Annotated in this window: 13 protein-coding genes; 8 read left to right on the top strand and 5 right to left on the bottom strand. The window is 33.5% G+C overall.

Annotation, left to right across the window (positions count from 1 at the left end):
- Window positions 1-136 precede the first annotated feature (136 nt).
- On the top strand, window positions 137-2,071 hold the full coding sequence (locus tag KHA90_RS07805) for an amino acid permease (protein ID WP_213297241.1): 1,935 nt from the start codon (window positions 137-139) through the stop codon (window positions 2,069-2,071).
- Window positions 2,072-2,230: 159 nt separating this feature from the next.
- Complete coding sequence (locus KHA90_RS07800) at window positions 2,231-3,322, top strand: DUF695 domain-containing protein (protein WP_213297239.1); 1,092 nt, start codon at window positions 2,231-2,233, stop codon at window positions 3,320-3,322.
- A gap of 218 nt (window positions 3,323-3,540) precedes the next feature.
- Here KHA90_RS07800 and KHA90_RS07795 read toward each other — a convergent pair whose 3' ends face one another.
- A complete protein-coding gene (locus KHA90_RS07795; RefSeq protein ID WP_213297236.1) occupies window positions 3,541-4,743 on the bottom strand; it encodes an aminotransferase class I/II-fold pyridoxal phosphate-dependent enzyme in 1,203 nt (400 codons plus the stop codon).
- Window positions 4,744-5,211: 468 nt separating this feature from the next.
- Here KHA90_RS07795 and KHA90_RS07790 point away from each other — a divergent pair, with 468 nt between their 5' ends.
- The 3 genes from KHA90_RS07790 to KHA90_RS07780 all read left to right on the top strand — a co-directional run bounded on the left by KHA90_RS07790 (window position 5,212) and on the right by KHA90_RS07780 (window position 8,523).
- Window positions 5,212-5,667 (top strand): Lrp/AsnC family transcriptional regulator, encoded by a 456-nt coding sequence (locus KHA90_RS07790; protein WP_213297234.1) that lies wholly within the window; start codon window positions 5,212-5,214, stop codon window positions 5,665-5,667.
- Window positions 5,668-6,197: 530 nt separating this feature from the next.
- The gene (gene lpdA, locus KHA90_RS07785; RefSeq protein ID WP_213297231.1) at window positions 6,198-7,601 is read left to right on the top strand and encodes a dihydrolipoyl dehydrogenase; all 1,404 of its coding nucleotides are present in this window, start codon (window positions 6,198-6,200) and stop codon (window positions 7,599-7,601) included.
- 379 nt (window positions 7,602-7,980) lie between these two features.
- Complete coding sequence (locus KHA90_RS07780) at window positions 7,981-8,523, top strand: lipocalin family protein (RefSeq protein WP_213297213.1); 543 nt, start codon at window positions 7,981-7,983, stop codon at window positions 8,521-8,523.
- Window positions 8,524-8,611: 88 nt separating this feature from the next.
- Here KHA90_RS07780 and KHA90_RS07775 read toward each other — a convergent pair whose 3' ends face one another.
- Window positions 8,612-8,986 carry a DoxX family membrane protein gene (locus KHA90_RS07775; protein ID WP_213297211.1) on the bottom strand — a complete coding sequence of 125 codons (375 nt, stop codon included), beginning with the start codon at window positions 8,984-8,986 and terminating at the stop codon, window positions 8,612-8,614.
- A gap of 246 nt (window positions 8,987-9,232) precedes the next feature.
- Window positions 9,233-10,438 carry a vWA domain-containing protein gene (locus KHA90_RS07770; protein ID WP_213297209.1) on the bottom strand — a complete coding sequence of 402 codons (1,206 nt, stop codon included), beginning with the start codon at window positions 10,436-10,438 and terminating at the stop codon, window positions 9,233-9,235.
- Between the two features lie 185 nt (window positions 10,439-10,623).
- Here KHA90_RS07770 and KHA90_RS07765 point away from each other — a divergent pair, with 185 nt between their 5' ends.
- The 3 genes from KHA90_RS07765 (at window position 10,624) to KHA90_RS07755 (ending at window position 15,888) form a co-directional block, all read left to right on the top strand.
- The gene (locus tag KHA90_RS07765; protein ID WP_213297207.1) at window positions 10,624-11,910 is read left to right on the top strand and encodes an anthranilate synthase component I family protein; all 1,287 of its coding nucleotides are present in this window, start codon (window positions 10,624-10,626) and stop codon (window positions 11,908-11,910) included.
- Between the two features lie 568 nt (window positions 11,911-12,478).
- Window positions 12,479-13,789 carry a tRNA lysidine(34) synthetase TilS gene (gene tilS, locus KHA90_RS07760; protein ID WP_213297201.1) on the top strand — a complete coding sequence of 437 codons (1,311 nt, stop codon included), beginning with the start codon at window positions 12,479-12,481 and terminating at the stop codon, window positions 13,787-13,789.
- Window positions 13,789-15,888 (top strand): protein-disulfide reductase DsbD family protein, encoded by a 2,100-nt coding sequence (locus KHA90_RS07755; RefSeq protein ID WP_213297191.1) that lies wholly within the window; start codon window positions 13,789-13,791, stop codon window positions 15,886-15,888. Before tilS ends, KHA90_RS07755 begins: the two co-directional genes overlap by 1 nt.
- A gap of 409 nt (window positions 15,889-16,297) precedes the next feature.
- On the opposite strand, the gene KHA90_RS07750 is transcribed toward KHA90_RS07755, so the two are convergent.
- Together KHA90_RS07750 and KHA90_RS07745 are read right to left on the bottom strand one after the other, a co-directional pair.
- Window positions 16,298-17,614, bottom strand: coding sequence for an ammonium transporter (locus tag KHA90_RS07750; RefSeq protein WP_213297188.1), 1,317 nt, complete (start codon window positions 17,612-17,614; stop codon window positions 16,298-16,300).
- A gap of 337 nt (window positions 17,615-17,951) precedes the next feature.
- Window positions 17,952-19,259 carry an amidohydrolase family protein gene (locus KHA90_RS07745; protein WP_213297186.1) on the bottom strand — a complete coding sequence of 436 codons (1,308 nt, stop codon included), beginning with the start codon at window positions 19,257-19,259 and terminating at the stop codon, window positions 17,952-17,954.
- Between the last annotated feature and the right edge of the window lie 23 nt (window positions 19,260-19,282).

Below are 19,282 nucleotides of genomic sequence, written 5' to 3'. Positions count from 1 at the left end.
GGCAAAATAATTCACCATAAAAAATACACACAAAACAAAATGGTTTTATATATTTGAAATCAGGATAATTTTTGCATTATTTGCAAAATAAAACCACAAAGACCGAAATATATTAATTTATAAAGCAAACTCACATATGGCATTATCAGGTTTATTCCGAAAAAAAACGGTACAAGATATTCTGAAACAAGTTGCAAAAAACGAAGCAGATGGTCATAATGCATTAGGAAAGCATTTAACCACCAAAGATTTAACTGCTTTCGGGATTGCTGCTATTGTAGGAGCAGGAATTTTTAGTACCATCGGGAAAGCCAGTGCCGACGGAGGTCCAGCTGTAATTTTCTTGTTTTTATTTACCGCATTAGCCTGTAGTTTTGCCGCATTTGCTTACGCCGAATTTGCCTCAATGGTTCCGGTTTCAGGAAGTGCTTATACATATTCATATGTGGCTTTTGGAGAAATCATCGCCTGGATTATCGGTTGGGCATTAATTATGGAATATGCCGTAGGAAACATAACGGTGGCAATATCGTGGAGTGATTATTTTACAGGACTGCTCCAGAGTGGCGGAATTCATCTTCCGCAATGGATTCAGATGGATTATCTAACCGCTTCAACGGGTTTTACTGATGCAGAAGCTTTAATGCAGGGCGGAAAATCGTTCGAAAATTTAAGTGCTTCTTTACAGGCAGCTCACACAGCATGGACAACGGCACCAACAATTGGTTCTTTCCATTTTGTGGCTGATTTACCTGCTTTATTTATCATTGTTTTAATTACCGCTTTGGTTTATAGAGGAATGAAAGAATCTCGTAACGCGAGTAATGTAATGGTTGTTGTAAAACTTTGCATCGTACTTTTAGTTATTGCGGTAGGAGTTTTTTATGTCGATACTGCTAATTGGGATCCGTTTGCACCAAATGGAGTTAGCGGAGTTTTAAAAGGAGTTTCGGCTGTTTTCTTTGCTTATATAGGTTTTGATGCGATTTCAACAACTGCTGAAGAATGTAAAAATCCACAACGCGATTTACCCCGAGGTATGATGTGGGCGATCATTATTTGTACAATTTTATATATTGCCATTGCTTTGGTTTTAACCGGAATGGTGCGTTATAACGAATTAAATGTTGGAGATCCTCTGGCGTTTGTTTTCGAAAAATTAAACCTAAAATGGATGTCGGGAATTATTGCCGTAAGTGCCGTAATTGCCATGGCAAGCGTTCTTTTGGTTTTCCAGATGGGGCAGCCTCGTATCTGGATGAGCATGAGCCGTGATGGTTTATTGCCAAAGAAATTTTCAACCGTGCACCCAAAATTCAAAACACCATCATTTGCAACCATTGTAACTGGTTTTGTAGTAGCAGTTCCTGCTTTATTTCTGAACCTGACAATGGTAACAGATTTATGCAGTATTGGTACTTTATTTGCCTTTGTATTGGTTTGCGCCGGAGTTTTGGTTTTACAGAATAAGCCTGAAATTCCAAGAGGAAAATTCAAAACGCCTTATGTAAATTCAAAATATATTCTGCCAGTTTTAATGATTGCCGGATTGTATTATGCTTTTGCATTCAACAATAAAGCGACAATGGCTTTTATAAATAATGATGCTCAGACAAATGATGCAACCACAATTATTACATTATTAGATAAAGAACAATCAGCAGAAGTTTTCAATTATTTAGAAAGTATCGATGTTCAAAATAAAACTGCCGAAACCGCAGATTTAGAACATTTACTAAGTCAATATCAAGACGACGATGCTAAATATGCTGAGGTTGTAAAAGGTTTACCAATCAATGATTCATTAAAATACGAATCTGGTTTCAGTTTATTCAAACACAAAATCCCAATGTGGATATTTTTATTCGTTTTGGTTGGATTAGCTGTTTGGTCGTTCAGACAAAATTTATCTTTAATTCCGTTGTTAGGGCTTATTTGCTGCCTTTATATGATGGCAGAATTAAGCGTCTGGAACTGGATTTACTTTACAATCTGGTTATTAATAGGACTTGTAATTTACTTTACATACAGTCGAAAAAACAGTAAACTAAACTTTGTAGAGAAAGTATAGTTTTTGAGTTATAAATTATAAGAGAAGCCGTTCTGATAGTATTTCAGAACGGCTTTTTTTATAAATAAAATGCAATTATTTAATATAAAAATTTTCTTACGCTATAAAATTTTCTTTAATTTGTTTTATAGTAAATATTAAATTTAAATTTTTAAGTGCATGAGTTTTTTCAAAAACATATTTAGTAAAAAAGAAGTCGCGATTACGTCATACAGTGATTTTTGGGACTGGTTTTTACAACATGAAAAAGATTTTTTCAAAATCGTTAAGAATAGGGAGAATATTGAGCAGGATTTTTTTAATAAAATTGCCCCAAAGCTAAAGGAGATTCAAAGCGGTTTTTATTTTTTGACCGGAATGTACAATGATGATACGGTTGAACTTATTCTCACGCCAGAAGGAGTAATAAAAAACATCTATTTTGTAGAAGAGTTGGTCAGTAAAGCTCCCAATATTGAAGGTTGGAAATTTACAGCCCTAAAACCTGCTACAGATATGACAGATTTTGGAATCAAAATGGAAGAATTTGAGTTTAACAAAGAAAACATAAAATTCTATTCTAATAATCATAGAGAATATTCAGATAAAATTGATTTGACAATAGTCTATGATGATTTCATAGAAGAAAAAAGAAGATTGATAACAAACGGAATTTATATTTTCCTGGATAATTTACTGGGAGAACTAGATTCGCTAACCATAATTGATAATTTAAATATAGTTGGAAAAGAAGGAATTTCTGAAGAACTAATTCCAATTGAAAAGCTAAAAGATTATCTAATCTGGAGAGAAAAAGAATTTGTCGAAAAATACGAAGCAATCAGGCATAATACAGAAAACGATAGTTACGCATGTCTGGAAACCACCACAGAAAACGGACCTTTATTAGCCGTTATAAATACAGATCTTATTAATTGGGACGCTAAAATGTCACACCCATGGATCACAATTGTTACCGTATTTTTTGATGGTAAAAGTAATAACGGAATGCCGGATGAAAAAATGTATAAATTCCTAGATAATTTTGAAGATGAACTAACAAGTGAATTAAAAGATTTTGAAGGATATTTAAACATCGGCAGAGAAACAGGAAATAATAAACGAGAAATTTATTTTGCCTGCAAAGATTTTAGAAAACCATCAAAAATTCTAAGCGAAATTGAAACAAAATATTCAAAAGAACTAAAAGTTACTTCCGAAATTTATAAAGATAAATATTGGGCATCTTTCAAACATTTTGAACAAAATTAGATAGCAAAAGCCGTTCTGAGACATTCAAAACGGCTTTCTGTTTTTTGATACAGATTATTGGATTTAAAAAAAAATGTTTCACGCAGATTTTACAGATTAAAGCAGATTTAATTTTTAATCTTAGTTAATGTAAAATCTGCCCAAATCTTTTAAAATCTGCGTGAAATAAAATCTGTGTATCTCTGTGAAAATTCTTTGTGAATCTCTGTGAAACAATGCTACAAAATCCCAAGTTCCACCATACAAGCTTTCATCATTTCGTAAGTACGCTCAATATCGTTATCCAACCCAATAGAAAAGCGGATTAAACCATCCGTCAATCCCATTTCTTTTTGTTCTTCTAATGGAATTTCACTCGAAGTCGAAGTTCCCGGCGCACTAAATAATGTTTTATAAAAACCTAAACTTACTGCCAAATAACCTAAGTTTCTCGCCTGCATCAACTCCATTAATTCATTGGCTTTAGCCAAAGTTCCAACATCAATAGTCATCATTCCTCCAAAACCATATTCACGGTTAATCATCGTTTTATACAATTCATGACTTGGATGACTTTTCAATCCCGGATAAACCGTTTTTAAACCGTCAGCTTCAAACTTATCCGCCAGAATATGCGCATTATGACTATGTTGTTTAATTCGGATATGAAGCGTACGCAGATTTTTCATTACAGAAGCCGAACGCAAACTATCCATTGTTGGACCCAAAAGCATACTTGCTCCCGAGTTTACATTTTTCAAAGCATTAATAAATTCTTTAGAGGCACAAGTCACACCACCAACCGTATCACTGCTTCCGTTAATATATTTTGTCAAACTATGAATCACAATATCCGCACCTAATTTCGCTGGAGAAACAGATAAAGGTGAGAATGTATTATCCACAACCAATTGCAAATTATGTCTTTTAGCAATTTGCGCCAGACCAGCAATATCAGCCACTTCTAATAACGGATTACTCACCGTTTCGCAATACAAAACCTTTGTTTTTGGTGTAATTGCAGCTTCTACAATATCCAATTTCGTAATGTCTACAAAACTCGTTTCAATCCCGAATCTAGGCGTAAAATTTTTCAAAAAAGCATAAGTTCCACCATAAATAGTTCGGCTTGAAACAATATGATCGCCCGCACCGCAAAGCTGTAATAGAGTAGGCGTAATCGCACCCATTCCTGAAGCCGAAACATTTCCAGTTTCCGTTCCTTCCATCGCTGCCAAAGCCTGATCCAGATACAAATTACTTGGAGAAGAATGGCGAGAATACAAATAGCAGCCTTCCATATTTCCTTCAAAAGTGTCAAACATCGTTTTAGCCGAAAGAAACGTATAAGTAGAAGAATCAGAAATCGAAGGATTCACGCCGCCAAATTCACCAAAGTACTGCAAATCCTGAATTTTATCAGCTGGATTAAAGTTTTTCATAATAGTTTTTGAGTTGATATTTATTATTTTTTGAGTTTGTTATTGAAATTGAAATTGAAATTGATTTTTGAAATTGCCATTGCCATTGCCATTGCCATTGGAATTTGGAATTTATTTATTGGAATTTTAATTTGAAGCTATTCCTGCTTTCCGTTTCAAGTCCTCATAAAAAAGGTAAGTTTCTAATGATCTAAAAAGAGCTTCCGTTGGTCGCTTTTTTAGACCAAGAAACTTTTGCCTTTTTTACTCCGGGCTTTCCACTACTATCAGGGCTATGAAACTCGTTTTCAAAAGAAATTCTATTCAAAATAACGTTTATTAAGAAAATTAATCAACCATAAAGCTTATAATTAGATTTTAAAACTATAAAAATTATTTTTAAAAGATTATTTATCTAAATTTGATTTAGAAAACTTAAAAAAATAGATTTTCTTTCATTGCAAAACAACAAACAATAAACCCGTTAAAATGACTTTAGACGCAACAGATAAAAAACTCCTCGTTTTATTACAAACCGACAGTAAAAAAACAACCAAAGAATTGTCCTTGAAACTCAATCTTTCGGTAACGGCAGTTTACGAACGCATCAAAAAGCTAGAGCGCGAAGGCATAATCACAAACTACGTAGCATTAGTTGATAAAACCAAAATCGATAAAGGATTTGTAGTTTTCTGTCACTTAAAACTCATTCAGCACACAAAAGAATTCCTAACCAAATTTGAAAGCGAAGTAATCAAACTCAACGAAGTTTTAGAATGCCATCACGTAAGCGGCGACTACGATTATATCCTGAAAGTCCTGGTAAAAGACATGGAAGAATACAGAGAATTTCTAGTTACTAAACTTACTTCGTTGCAACACATCGGCAGTACACAAAGTATGTTTATGATTAGCGAAGTAAAGAATTCGACGGTGATTTTTTGAGGGAGGTTCAAAGGGACAAAGGTTCAAAGGGACAAAGACTGACCGTAGAGAGGCACAGCTGTGCGTCTAAAATTTAGTGTTGATTTTTCAAAAGACGCAAAAGTACAGAGATGGATTTTTTTCTCATTCTGAGGGACGAAGGATCTCCGCAAGAAGCTCCGCACAGAATGTCGCCAATCTTTATAGAGTTACTTACGGAGATCCTTCGTTCCTCAGGATGACAAGTTGGTGTATAAACTTTGCGCCTCTCCGACTTTGCGAGAAACAAAAAAATCTGCTTTATCTGCAAAATCTGCGTGAAACATTCTTTTCAAAATCTTCAAAATCAAAAAAAAACTTTGCGGCTCTGCGACTTTTCGAGATTAAAAAAACAAAAGTTAGCGAACTTAAACGTTAAAAAACTTCGTGTATTTGTGCCTTCGTAGCAAAAACCTCACACCCAAAATTTCACACAAAAAACATTGAGATTTAAACTTTAAACAAAACTTTATTCCTTAATTTTGTATCGCTAAAAATAAAATAGACAAACTATGAGTTCATTTGACGTAGTCATTATAGGTTCAGGACCGGGCGGATATGTATCAGCAATTCGTTGCGCACAATTAGGTTTTAAAACAGCCATTGTAGAAAAGTATAACTCTCTTGGCGGAACCTGCCTTAACGTAGGTTGTATTCCTTCAAAAGCATTATTATCTTCTTCTCATCATTATGCAGAAATTGCACATTTTGCAGACCACGGAATCGAGGTTTCAGGAGATGTAAAAATCAATTTAGAGAAAATGATCGCGCGCAAACAAGCAGTTGTAGATCAAACCGTAGGTGGAATCAACTACTTAATGGATAAAAATAAAATTACTGTTTTTACTGGTTTAGGTTCTTTCGTAGACGCAACGCACATTGCAGTTGCAAAAGCTGACGGAACATCAGAAACTATTGAAGCAAAATATACCGTAATCGCTACAGGTTCAAAACCATCTTCTTTACCTTTTATCAAAATTGATAAGGAAAGAATTATTACTTCTACAGAAGCTTTGGCTTTAAAAGAAGTTCCAAAACACCTGGTAATTATTGGTGGTGGAGTTATTGGGATCGAGCTTGGACAAGTTTACTTGCGTTTAGGAGCTCAGGTTTCTGTAGTTGAGTTCATGGACAGAATTATTCCTGGAATGGATGCTTCTTTATCTAAAGAATTAACTAAAGTATTGAAAAAACAAGGAATGAAATTCTACGTTTCTCACAAAGTAAAATCAGTAGAAAGAAACGGTGATGCTGTTGTCGTTCAGGCTGAAAATGCAAAAGGAGAAACAATCACGCTTGAAGGAGATTATTCATTAGTTTCTGTTGGTCGCCGTCCTTACACAGACGGATTAAGCGCTGACAAAGCAGGAGTGAAAATTTCAGACAGAGGACAAGTAGAAGTAAATGATCATTTACAAACTAACGTTCCTAATATTTATGCAATTGGTGATGTTGTTCGTGGAGCAATGTTGGCACACAAAGCTGAAGAAGAAGGAACTATGGTTGCTGAAATCTTAGCGGGTCAAAAACCACATATTGATTATAACTTAATTCCTGGTGTAGTTTACACTTGGCCGGAAGTTGCTGCAGTTGGACAAACTGAAGAGCAGGTAAAAGCTTCAGGAACTGAATACAAAGTTGGAAGTTTTCCTTTCAAAGCTTTAGGTCGTGCAAGAGCAAGTGGAGATCTAGACGGATTTGTAAAAATCATCGCTGATGCAAAAACGGATGAGGTTTTAGGAGTTCACATGATTGGAGCCCGTACAGCTGATTTAATTGCTGAAGCAGTTACAGCAATGGAATTCAAAGCTTCGGCTGAAGATATTTCAAGAATGAGTCATGCGCATCCAACTTTCGCGGAAGCAGTAAAAGAAGCAGCATTGGCAGCAACAGAAAACAGAGCAATACACGTATAATACACGTATAATCTACGTTAAATCATATTTAGAAACCGTTAGAATTAATTTTTTAACGGTTTTTTTTATTGTTTCAATTTTTTTCATGTATAGCCCTATTGGCAATTTCATTAAGTTAAGAAAAAATCAATAATGTTATGCTGAATAAATCTCGCAAAATCAAAATGAAATAGTGTGTAAACTTTGCGTCTTAGCGTCTTTGTGAGATTAATTTTATTATCTAAAAGCTAACTTAATGACATTGCCCGTCGGGACTAAAAATTCCTCGTCCTGATTTATAAATTAGTGTAATACCAGAAAAAATATAAAATCTGCAAAAAATATTGTAAATTAAATAGACAATTGTGATGTTATCTTTACTCTATTAAAAGCCAACATCATGAAAAATAGATATATAGCTCCAGTTCTTATTGGAGCAGGAATAGCTTTAGCACTTTATTCTTGTGGTTCAACCATTCCTGATAATGTAAAAGCAGTAACAAATTTTGACAAATCAAAATATTTAGGAAAATGGTACGAAATTGCCAGACTTGATTTTAAGTACGAAAAAGGACTGAACAATGTTACAGCCGAATATTCCCTAAACGATAACGGAACCATAAAAGTAGATAATAAAGGTTATAACGCTAAAAAAGATAAGTGGGAGCAAAGTATTGGTAAAGCTAAATTTGTAAAATCAGATAATATCGGAATGTTGAAAGTTTCGTTTTTTGGACCATTTTATGCTGGATATAATGTAATTGCAATTGATCCTGATTACAAATATGCACTTGTTGCAGGAGAAAGCTTAAAATACTTGTGGATACTTTCCAGAGAAACCTCAATTCCTGAAAACATCAAGCTGGATTATCTTAGAAAGGCGCAGGAAATAGGTTATGATACTTCTGACCTTGTTTGGGTAAAACATGATAAAGCAAATTAATAAAAATCGTAAACGTTGAATTTTTATTAAATAAGAAACCCGGTACTTTTTTGAAGTATCGGGTTTGTATTTTTATAAGTAAAATAAATTATCTCGTGAAAACACTTCTATAATTACCCCAATATCTGTAAATCAAAAACAAATTAGCCAGAAACAATAACGCTGCAACAGGCAAACCATGCGGAGTCAGAAAATAATTGATAAACAAGATATTGACTGTAATAGGTAAGATCAAAATATTCGCTAATGTAACATACCGTCCCGTTACAAATGCAATTCCGCAAAGCAATTCTATTGATTTTGCTAAAGGAATTAAATAAGTTGAAGCCATTAAACCAACATTAAAAGCTTTGAAATTTCCGGTAGTTTCCTGTTCCGGCATCAGATGAAAAAAATAACTGATCGAAGCAAAAAGTAGTAAAAGACCAATTAAAACACGAACAATAATAGTAGCAATTTTCATAATACTTAAATTTTAGATAGGTTAAAAAAGTATAGTTTATTTATTGAAATCGTTATAAGCTGAATTCTCTAATAAAGGAAAGTCAATTTTTTTAAAGCTGATCTATTGAGAATTTTATAATATTTACAATCCTATTTTAGGATTACTACAATGCTATATCAAATATAACGAATTTTTTATTATGAAATTGCTATTTTATTAACACTTAATCTGTTTATTTGTAATGTTTGTGTTTAAGGTAAAAAGCTATTTTATGCTTTCATTTATAAGTCGTACCATTAATTTATTTAAGTGTTCAACCTGATAATTTCCTACTGATGCTGCAATATGATCATTCCCAATCCCGCTGTCGTTAGTTATAAAAACGTAAGTTCCATTAGTTGCAATTGCCATATAGCGCATTAAAAACTCCGTTTCCTTATCAATTCCGCTTGCAGTAATTGGGATAATTCTGATTCCTTTTTTACTTGCTGTGGCGATTAAATCATGAATTTCTGAGATAATATCATCCTCATAATGAGGTGGTGCGTCTAATACCAGAAACAAAATTCTTGAAGTAGCATCCTCAGACCATTCCAGATCATTGATTGATTTATCCAAAGCAGTTTCAACAGCTTCCGGAAAATCACCGCCGGCTTCAGCAGACTGATCTTTTATAAAATCAACAGTATCATCAATATCTGTCGAAAAATCAGATATTTTTGTTACATAATCCTCGCCTTTATCTCTGTAAAAAACAGCGCCCATATTTACTGTAACACCTTGGTTTTTATTTTTTACCTTAGAAATTACATCTGTTAATTCTTCCTTTAAATATTCCAGTTCATCTCCCATAGAACCCGTTGCATCCACCATAAAAGCAATGTCAATTTTCTTTTCGGTATTTTTTGTTTTATAATTTTGCAGCACTAATCTGTTGATTTTTTTATCATCAAAACTTTCGATGTTTTTAAATATCTGATTGCCAATTTTTATTTTTAAATTTTGGCGATTTGATTGATTTTCACCTTTTAAATAGGGCCATAATTCTGCATTTCCTTTATTGTTGGTTCTTGATGACCAAACAATTTCATTTTGAGAGTTGATCAATGAAACCGGTACATCAACTAAATTTTCTGAATCTGATTTTACATTTACAGAAACCCTGTCTTTCAATTGATATTTCCAATGATCGCTCATTTCAGAAAATTCAGAATTATTATTTAGAGATTCCCAGAATACCCAATTGCTTAAATCATTCCATTCGCCTGCGGTAATTTGACCAGCTTGTATTTGCTGTTGTGTTTCGGTTTCAGAATAACTGTCTCCCGATGATTCTGCTGCAGCTCGATCTTCCTTACTCGAAGATTCTACACTTGCATCTGCAGAAGAAGTTGCATCTGCTTTTTTACAAGAAAATAATAATGTGGAAATTACCACGGCGGTCAAGCCTAATTTTGCAATTGTTTTCATAAAAGTTTTAAAATTTGATTAATAAATAAAGTGGGAACTCTTATTAAATATCTTTTTTTGTTAAAAAGATGTTTTAATCTGAAGCGCTAATTCGATATACTAAAAAGTGTGCCAATAATTTTTGAGTATTATTTTATCGAAGGATTTTTTTTGTCGTAATTTTGAAATCTAAAATTTATACTTTTTTGAGAGTTTCCATTCATAAACATATTGCAAATCCGGAGCGTTTTAAACAACAACTTTTAAACTGGTCGCAACAATTTCGCGAAATAGTTTTCCTGGATAGTAATTCCTATCCGCAGGAATATTCCAGTTTTGATTGCTTATTAGCTGTGGATGCTTTTACGTCGCTAAAAACCGATTTTCACAATGCTTTTGAGGATCTAAAACAATATCAGCAAACGACTAAAGACTGGCTTTTTGGTTATCTTTCTTTTGATTTAAAAAACGATGTCGAAGAATTAAAATCATCTAATTTTGATGGTTTGGATTTTCCTGATTTGTTTTTCTTTCAGCCGAAAAAAATCTTTTTATTAAAAGAAAATCAACTTGAAATTCAATATTTATTCCTTTGTGATGATGAGGTTGAATATGATTTTGAGGAGATTGTACAAAGTCAGAATGATTCCTTTGAAACATTAAATGATGTCGAAGTGCAACAACGAATTTCAAAAGATTTATATGTTGAAAAAGTGACAAAAATGCTCGAACATATTCATAAAGGCGATATGTACGAAGCTAATTTTTGCATGGAATTTTATGCGGAAAATGCAATTATAAATCCGTTAGAAAAATTTCAGAAACTAAATGAAATTTCGAAAGCACCGTTTTCAGTTTTCTTTAAAAACCATAAACATTTTTTGCTTTCGGCATCTCCGGAAAGATATATAAAAAGAGTTGGAGAGACTTTGATTTCTCAGCCCATAAAAGGAACTTCAAAGCGATTTTCAGATCCTGTAGAAGATGAAAAATCAAAACAATTTCTCGAATCAGATTCAAAAGAAAGAGCCGAAAATATCATGATAACCGATTTAGTTCGGAATGATTTATCACACACCGCCCAAAAAGGATCGGTTGAAGTTGTCGAACTTTGTAAAATATATTCGTTTTTGCAGGTTCATCAAATGATTTCGACGATAACTTCAAAATTAGATGCTCAATATTCGTCAATCGATGTTTTAAAAACTACTTTCCCAATGGGGAGTATGACGGGCGCTCCCAAGATTTCGGTTATGAAAATTATTGAAAATCTTGAAGAAACCAAACGCGGATTATATAGCGGATCAATTGGTTATTTTACTCCCGAAGGCGATTTTGATTTCAATGTAGTAATCAGGAGTATCTTGTACAATCAGGAAAATAAATACGTTTCATTTTCGGTAGGAAGCGCTATTACAGCACAATCAATCCCAGAAAATGAATATGAAGAATGTTTGTTGAAGGCTAAGGCAATGCACGAAGTTTTGCAATAATTTTTTTAAAGTTAGCCACGAATTACACAAATTTGCACGAATTTTTTTGTTTTGCAATTCGTAAAAAATAGTTGCCACAGATTAAAGGATGAAAATGATTTTGTTTCACGCAGATTCTGCAGATTAAAGCAGATTTGAATAGATTTTTTATTAAAAATAATTTGTGTGAATCTGCCTAAATCTTTTTAAATCTGCGTGAAAATAATAATTCGAGTTATGAGTGACAAAAAAATGTAGCCACAGATTAAAGGATTAAAAAGATTTTTTCACGCAGATTTTGCAGATTAAAGCAGATTTGAATAGATTTTTTATTAAAAATAATTTGCCTGATCTGCCTAAATTTTTTTAAATCTGCGTGAAAATAATAATTAGTGAAAATTTGTGTAGTTCGTGGCAAAAAAAATATAGCCACAAATTAAAAAAATAAAATCTGCGTAATCTGCGTGAAAAAATAATTAGTGCTAATTCGTGCAATTCGTGGCAAAAATAAAATAAAATTTGTGCCAAAAAAATAACGCTTAACATTTCATTTAAAAATAGATCGAATTTAATTTTTTACATTTATCAAATGTTTTCAAAATTTCAAAATCACATCATTTCAAGGTTTCCATTTTTGGAAGAAAAAAAACTATTTCTGGCTGTTAGCGCAGGATTGGATAGTATGGTTTTATTGCATTTAATGAACCAATTGCCATACGAAATTGCCGTTTTACATTGCAATTTTCAGCTTCGCGGATTAGAAAGTTTTGGCGATCAAAATTTCATTCAGAATTACTGCGATCAAAATAACATTCCTATTTATACCACTCAGTTTGATACCGAAGCATTTGCAAAAGATTATAAATTATCTACGCAAGTTGCAGCACGTGAATTACGTTACAGTTGGTTTTATGAACTTCTTGAAAAAGAAAATTTCGATTATATCTTAACCGCGCATCATGCCGATGATAATCTTGAAACCTTTATAATCAATTTAACCCGAGGAACCGGTTTAGAAGGATTGACCGGAATTCCGGAACAAAACGACCGAATCATTCGTCCGCTTTTGCCTTTTTCCAGAGACGAAATTCTTAAATATGCCGAAGATAATACTATAGAATGGAGTGAAGACAGCAGTAATGCGTCGAATAAATATCTTCGGAACAAAATTCGTCATGATTTAGTTCCGATGTTGAAAGAAATCAATCCTAATTTTTTGAATGCGTTTCAGAAAACCCAATCATATCTGCAGGAATCACAGGAAATGGCTGAAGATGCTTCGATTATGATTTATCAGCAAGTTGCAAAAGACGAAGGTGATGATATACATTTCGATTTGAATCAGCTTAAAAAATTACCTAATTATAAATCCTATTTGTACCAATGGCTGAATGAATTTGGCTTTTTGGCGTGGAATGATATTTATGATTTAGTAGATGGACAATCCGGTAAACAAGTACTTTCGGCAGAATTTCGACTATTAAAAAATAGAAATACATTGATTTTAAGTCCGCTTTCTCAAATAGAAGAAAAGGAAGAATTTGAAATTAATGAAAAAGATAAAGAAGTTAATTTTCCCTTAAATTTGAAGCTTTGTCAAGTAGACGACATTACAATAGATTCAAATAAAGCTATCTTTGTGGACGCTGAAAAAATCCAATTTCCATTGATTTTACGTAAATGGAATGAGGGAGATGTTTTTCACCCCTTTGGAATGAACGGAAAGTCTAAAAAAGTAAGTAAACTTTTTAAAGATGAAAAGTTATCGCTGATCGAAAAAGAAAAAACATGGATTTTGTGTTCAGATAATCAAATTGTTTGGGTTATAGGAATCCGACAAGATGATCGTTTTAAAATAGAAAATACCACAAATAAAATACTTAAAATAGAATTGCAATAATGAACTTTAATCAATACCATCAAACGATAATGTCGAAAAGTATCTGGAATAAAACCATTGTGTTTTTGCTGTTTTTCTTGTTTGCTTTTGCAAAAGGAAATGCTCAAATCCTGGAACCGGTAAAATGGACTTCAAAAATTGAAAAGAAATCAGGAAATAATGCTGTTTTAATTTTTGATGGAACCATTGAAAAAGACTGGCATATGTATTCCCAGTTTACACCCGATGGCGGACCACTTGCGCTGGAAATTGTTTTTAAAAATCAAAAAGGGAATTATACTTTAGTTGGAAAAGCTAAAGAAGGAAAAACCAGAACGGCTTTTAATGATATTTTTGGAGTAAATGAAACTTTCTTTGAAGGTAAAGCGCATATCGAGCAGGAAATCACAATTATTAATCCGAATTTAAAAACGGTTGATGTTGATTTTGATTTTCAGGTTTGTAAAGAAGTTTGTATCAATTCAAGTAAAAAATTCTCCATCTCAGTTCCGTCAACTTTTAAAATGGATGCGGTTCCAACGATAACAGCAGCTGCACAAGATGAAACTAAAGTAGTTGGTTTAGCGGTTGATACTGCATCAAAAGCAACTGTTTCTGAAGCTGCTCCGGAAATTAAAACTGACAATGCATTGGCTACGGAAAAAGATGATATTCCTGCGCCGGCACCAACCAGAAGTTTATGGTCGATCTTTTTTATCGCTTTTATATCAGGATTTGCAGCATTGTTAACGCCTTGTGTTTTCCCGATGATCCCAATGACGGTAAGTTTCTTTACCAAACAAAGTAAAAGCAGGGCAAAAGGAATTAGAAATGCTATTTTTTACGGACTTTCGATTATTGCTATTTATGTTATTTTAGGATTAATTGTAACTAAGATATTTGGTGCAGATGCATTGAATGCTTTGTCTACAGATGTTTGGTTCAACTTAATTTTCTTCATTATATTGATCATTTTTGCCACTTCGTTTTTGGGAGCTTTTGAAATTATGCTGCCTAATTCATGGGGAAATAAAGTAGATCAACAAGCAGACAGAGGCGGAATAATAGGAATATTATTTATGGCTTTGGCTTTGGCAATTGTTTCATTCTCCTGTACAGGACCAATCGTAGGAACTTTATTAGTTGAAGCAGCTTCAAACGGAGGAATCGCTCCGGTTATTGGAATGCTAGGATTTTCGTTAGCATTGGCTTTGCCATTTATGTTATTTGCCATGTTCCCGGGCTGGTTAAATTCATTACCAAAATCTGGAGGATGGCTGAATACGGTAAAAGTAGTTTTAGGATTCTTAGAATTGGCTTTAGCATTTAAATTTTTATCAAATGCCGATTTAGTTCTTCAATTACATTTATTAGAAAGAGAAGTTTTTATCGCGATCTGGATTGCTATTTTTGCAGCATTGACTTTATATCTATTCGGAAAAATATCTTTGCCACACGATAGTCCGTTAAATCATATTTCTGTGGGCAGATTGTATTTAGGATTACTTACACTTGTGTTTACAGTTTATTTAATTCCCGGACTTTGGGGAGCGCCATTGAAATTAATCAGTGCTTTCCCGCCACCTCCACAATATAGTGAAAGTCCGTTTGGGGTAGGAGGTTCTGCTAATTCAAATGTTAGTGGTGAATCGATAAAAGGTTTGCCTGACGGAGCAGAATTAGGACCGCACGGTATTATGGTTTTTCATGATTATGAAGATGGACTAGCCTATGCAAAATCAATCAATAAACCTATTATGCTTGATTTTACAGGTTATGCTTGTGTGAATTGCAGAAAAATGGAAAATAATGTTTGGTCAGAACCAACGATTTTACCAATCTTAAAAAATGATGTTGTTTTGATTTCTCTTTATGTAGATGATAAACGTGAATTGCCAAAAGAAGAACAATTTGTAACTAAATCCGGGGATAAAATCATAACGGTTGGCGATAAATGGACTGATTTTATGATCTCAAAATACAAAACAAATACGCAGCCTTTATACATTATAACTGATCTAGAAGGGAAGAATTTAAACAGCTCAAAACCAACAATTAGTTATGTAAACGCAGATGAATATTTGCATTGGCTAAAAGAAGGAATTGGGAATTTTAAGTAGAGTTTTTTTAGATCTTAAAAGCAAGAAGCAAGATTTTTAGATACAAGATTTTAGAATAAAGAGAATAGATTATTATATTGAAATTAAGGTTTAATTAATTCAAAGCAAAAAAGCACTCTGGTATAAAACTCAGAGTGCTTTTTTATTTGGTTAACGCATAATCTACAACCTGAAAGATATTCATCTATAATCTTAGATCTATATTCTTGCATCTATTTTCTAAAATCTATAATCGACAATCCAGAAAAATCTTGCTTCTTGCTTCTAAAATCTATAATCAACAATCCAGAAAAATATTGCTTCTATAATCTTGCTTCTATTTTCTAAAATCTAAATCAAGCAAAAAAGCACTCTAAGTATAAACTCAGAGCGCTTTTTTATGGTTATTATATTGGTTTGGTATTGTGTCTTATAAAAATTCTCCGTGTTGAGAGATATCTAATCCTAATTCTTCTTTTTCTTCAGTAACTCTTAGAGGTGTAATTTTATTTACCACATAAAATAAAATATAAGAACCTACAAAAGCAAAGATAGAAACGATTACTAAAGCAGTTAATTGGTTAATGAATAAAGTTGGAGTTCCGAAAATCAGACCTTGATTATCTCCAACAGCCGGGTTAATCGCTTTTGAAGCAAACACACCAGTTAACAACATTCCTACCATACCACCAACACCGTGACAGGCAAAAACATCTAAAGCATCATCAATTTTTCCTTTAGGGAATTTGCTGACTACAAGGTTACTTACGATTGCAGCAAAAGCTCCGATGAAAATAGCGTGAGGAATACTTACGAAACCAGCAGCGGGAGTAATGGCAACAAGACCAACAACAGCTCCAATACAAGCGCCAAGAGCAGATAATTTATGTCCGATAATTTTGTCAAGGAAAACCCAAGCCATAGCAGCGGCAGCGGCAGCAACAGTTGTAGTTCCTAAAGCCTGAACTGCTAATCCGTTTGATCCAAGTGCAGAACCTGCGTTGAAACCAAACCATCCAAACCATAATAAACCTGTACCTAATAATACATAAGTAATTCTGGCTGGGTTCACTTTTTGAATTTTTCTTTTTCCTAAGAACATTGCTCCGGCTAATGCAGCCCAACCGGCGCTCATGTGAACTACAGTTCCTCCGGCGAAATCTAATACTCCCATTTTAAAGAAATATCCATCAGGATGCCACGTCATGTGCGCCAATGGTGCGTATATAAGTAAGATAAATAAAACCATGAATAATAAATAAGCCCAGAAACGTACACGTTCTGCAAATGCACCAGTGATTAATGCAGGTGTAATGATGGCAAATTTTGCTTGAAATAACGCGAATAACATAAACGGAATAGTTGGGGCAAGACTCCAGGCAGTATTTGTACCAACGCCCTGAAAGAATAAATTAGGAAGCGGGTTTCCGATGATTCCTCCAATAGTAGGTCCAAAAGCCAATCCAAATGCAACAACAACCCATAAAATAGTAACAATTACCATTGCCATAAAACTTTGAAGCATGGTACTAATAACGTTTTTCTTACCTACCATTCCTCCGTAGAAAAATCCTAATCCCGGCGTCATAAGCAATACAAAAGCAGTTGCTACGATCATCCAAGCTGTATCTCCTGTATCAAACTTTACAGCTTGTTCCGGAATCGGGTTGTCTGTGAGGATAAAGTTAGAGATAAAGGTTAGCACCAAAATAGTGATAAGAATCACACTTAAAATAATTTTTCGCATAGTTATTTAGTTTTAAATTTTTTATAAAAGTATAAAACGAAACGACACCCCTATAAAAAATAGAGTTAGATGTTTAATTTTTGTTAATTTTTAAATTTAACCCCCTATATTTTGCGTGTATTTGTTAAAATCAACTTAAAATTTGTAATTTACTAATCGAAAAGTTAAAAATAAGGTTGTTTGAAGTCTCTGTTAACAAAAAATCACGATAATAATTCTAATTTTAAGAGTAATTGTTTGGGAATTATTAGAAAAATGGATGAAACGGTTTTGATTCAAATAAAAAAGGCATCAGATGAAAATTTCAAATGATGCCTTTTATATAAAAGAGTTTTAACTATTTCTGGTTGAATTTTGCTTTGAATTTATCATTCAGTTTCGTTTGAAAAGTTTCTAAATTAATGGTTCTTCCCTGAATAAAAGCTGATGTTAATTTGTTTGTTCTCATGTCTAGCGCATCTCCTTCAGATACAAATAAAGTAGCATCTTTACCAGTTTCTAATGTGCCGCAAGTGGCATCAATACCCAGTAATTTTGCTGTATTTAAAGTAATAAGCTGTAACGCTTTTTCCTTATCTAAACCAAAAGCAACACAAGTTCCCGCTAAAAACGGAAGATTTCTAACACTCATACGTTCGTGATCTCCACTATTTTCCAGACCTACAACAATACCTTTATCAGTAAGTATTTTAGCCATTTTGTAAGGTAAATTTACATCTTGGTCATCACTTGTTGGCATATCGTGAACACGTCTCAATAAAACACCAACATTATATTTTTGCAAAACATCAGCTGATTTATACGCTTCAAATCCGCCTACGATAACAATTTTTTTAATCTGATTATCTACAGCTAATTGTATAGCATCTACAATTTGTTTTTCCTCATCGGCGTGGATGTAAAGTGTTTGCGTTCCGTCAAAAAGTCCTTTTGTAGCTTCAAGAACTACGTTTCTGTCTTTTGAAGCCGCTTGATTATACGCTTTTGAGTTCACTAAAAAAGCAGTTATTTCCTCCACTTGTTTAGGATAATCTTTATTTGCTTCAATAATTCCAGGTTCAAACCAAGATCCTGATCTTTTAAAATTCGACGGAAAATTAAGATGAATTCCGTCGTTTTCTTTTAAAATAGCATCTTTCCAGCTCCAAGCATCTAATTGTACCACAGATGATGTTCCTGAAATTGTACCTCCGCGAGGCGTTATCTGAGCGATCAAAACTCCATTTGGGCGAACCGTTTCTACAACTTTCGATTCAGAATTGTAAGCAATAATACTTCTTACATTTGGATTAAAACTTCCAATTTCTTCCTGATCGTCAGATGATTTTACGGCATCAATTTCTACTAAACCTAACGTTGCATTAGGAACAATAAATCCCGGATAAACGTGTTTTCCGCTGGCATCAATCGTGGTGTCAAAAGCATCTGCTGCAAGCCTTATTATTGTTGCATCAGCTACAAGTGTAATTTTTCCGTCTTTAAAACCAATTGCACTATTTTGAATAACGGTTCCGTTACCTAAATGTGCAGTAGCATTTAAAATCAAAACCGATTTGGTTTGTTTTGGTGCCGGTATTTGTTGCGCTTTTATTTGTATTGAAGTACAAACTGCGAGCAACATTATATATATATGTTTATTTATCATGTTATCTGTTTTTATCTTTACGA

It is taken from the genome of Flavobacterium psychroterrae, assembly GCF_018380615.1.
In the GTDB taxonomy this organism is placed as follows: domain Bacteria; phylum Bacteroidota; class Bacteroidia; order Flavobacteriales; family Flavobacteriaceae; genus Flavobacterium; species Flavobacterium psychroterrae.
This window is presented reverse-complemented; position numbering and strand designations above follow the sequence as displayed.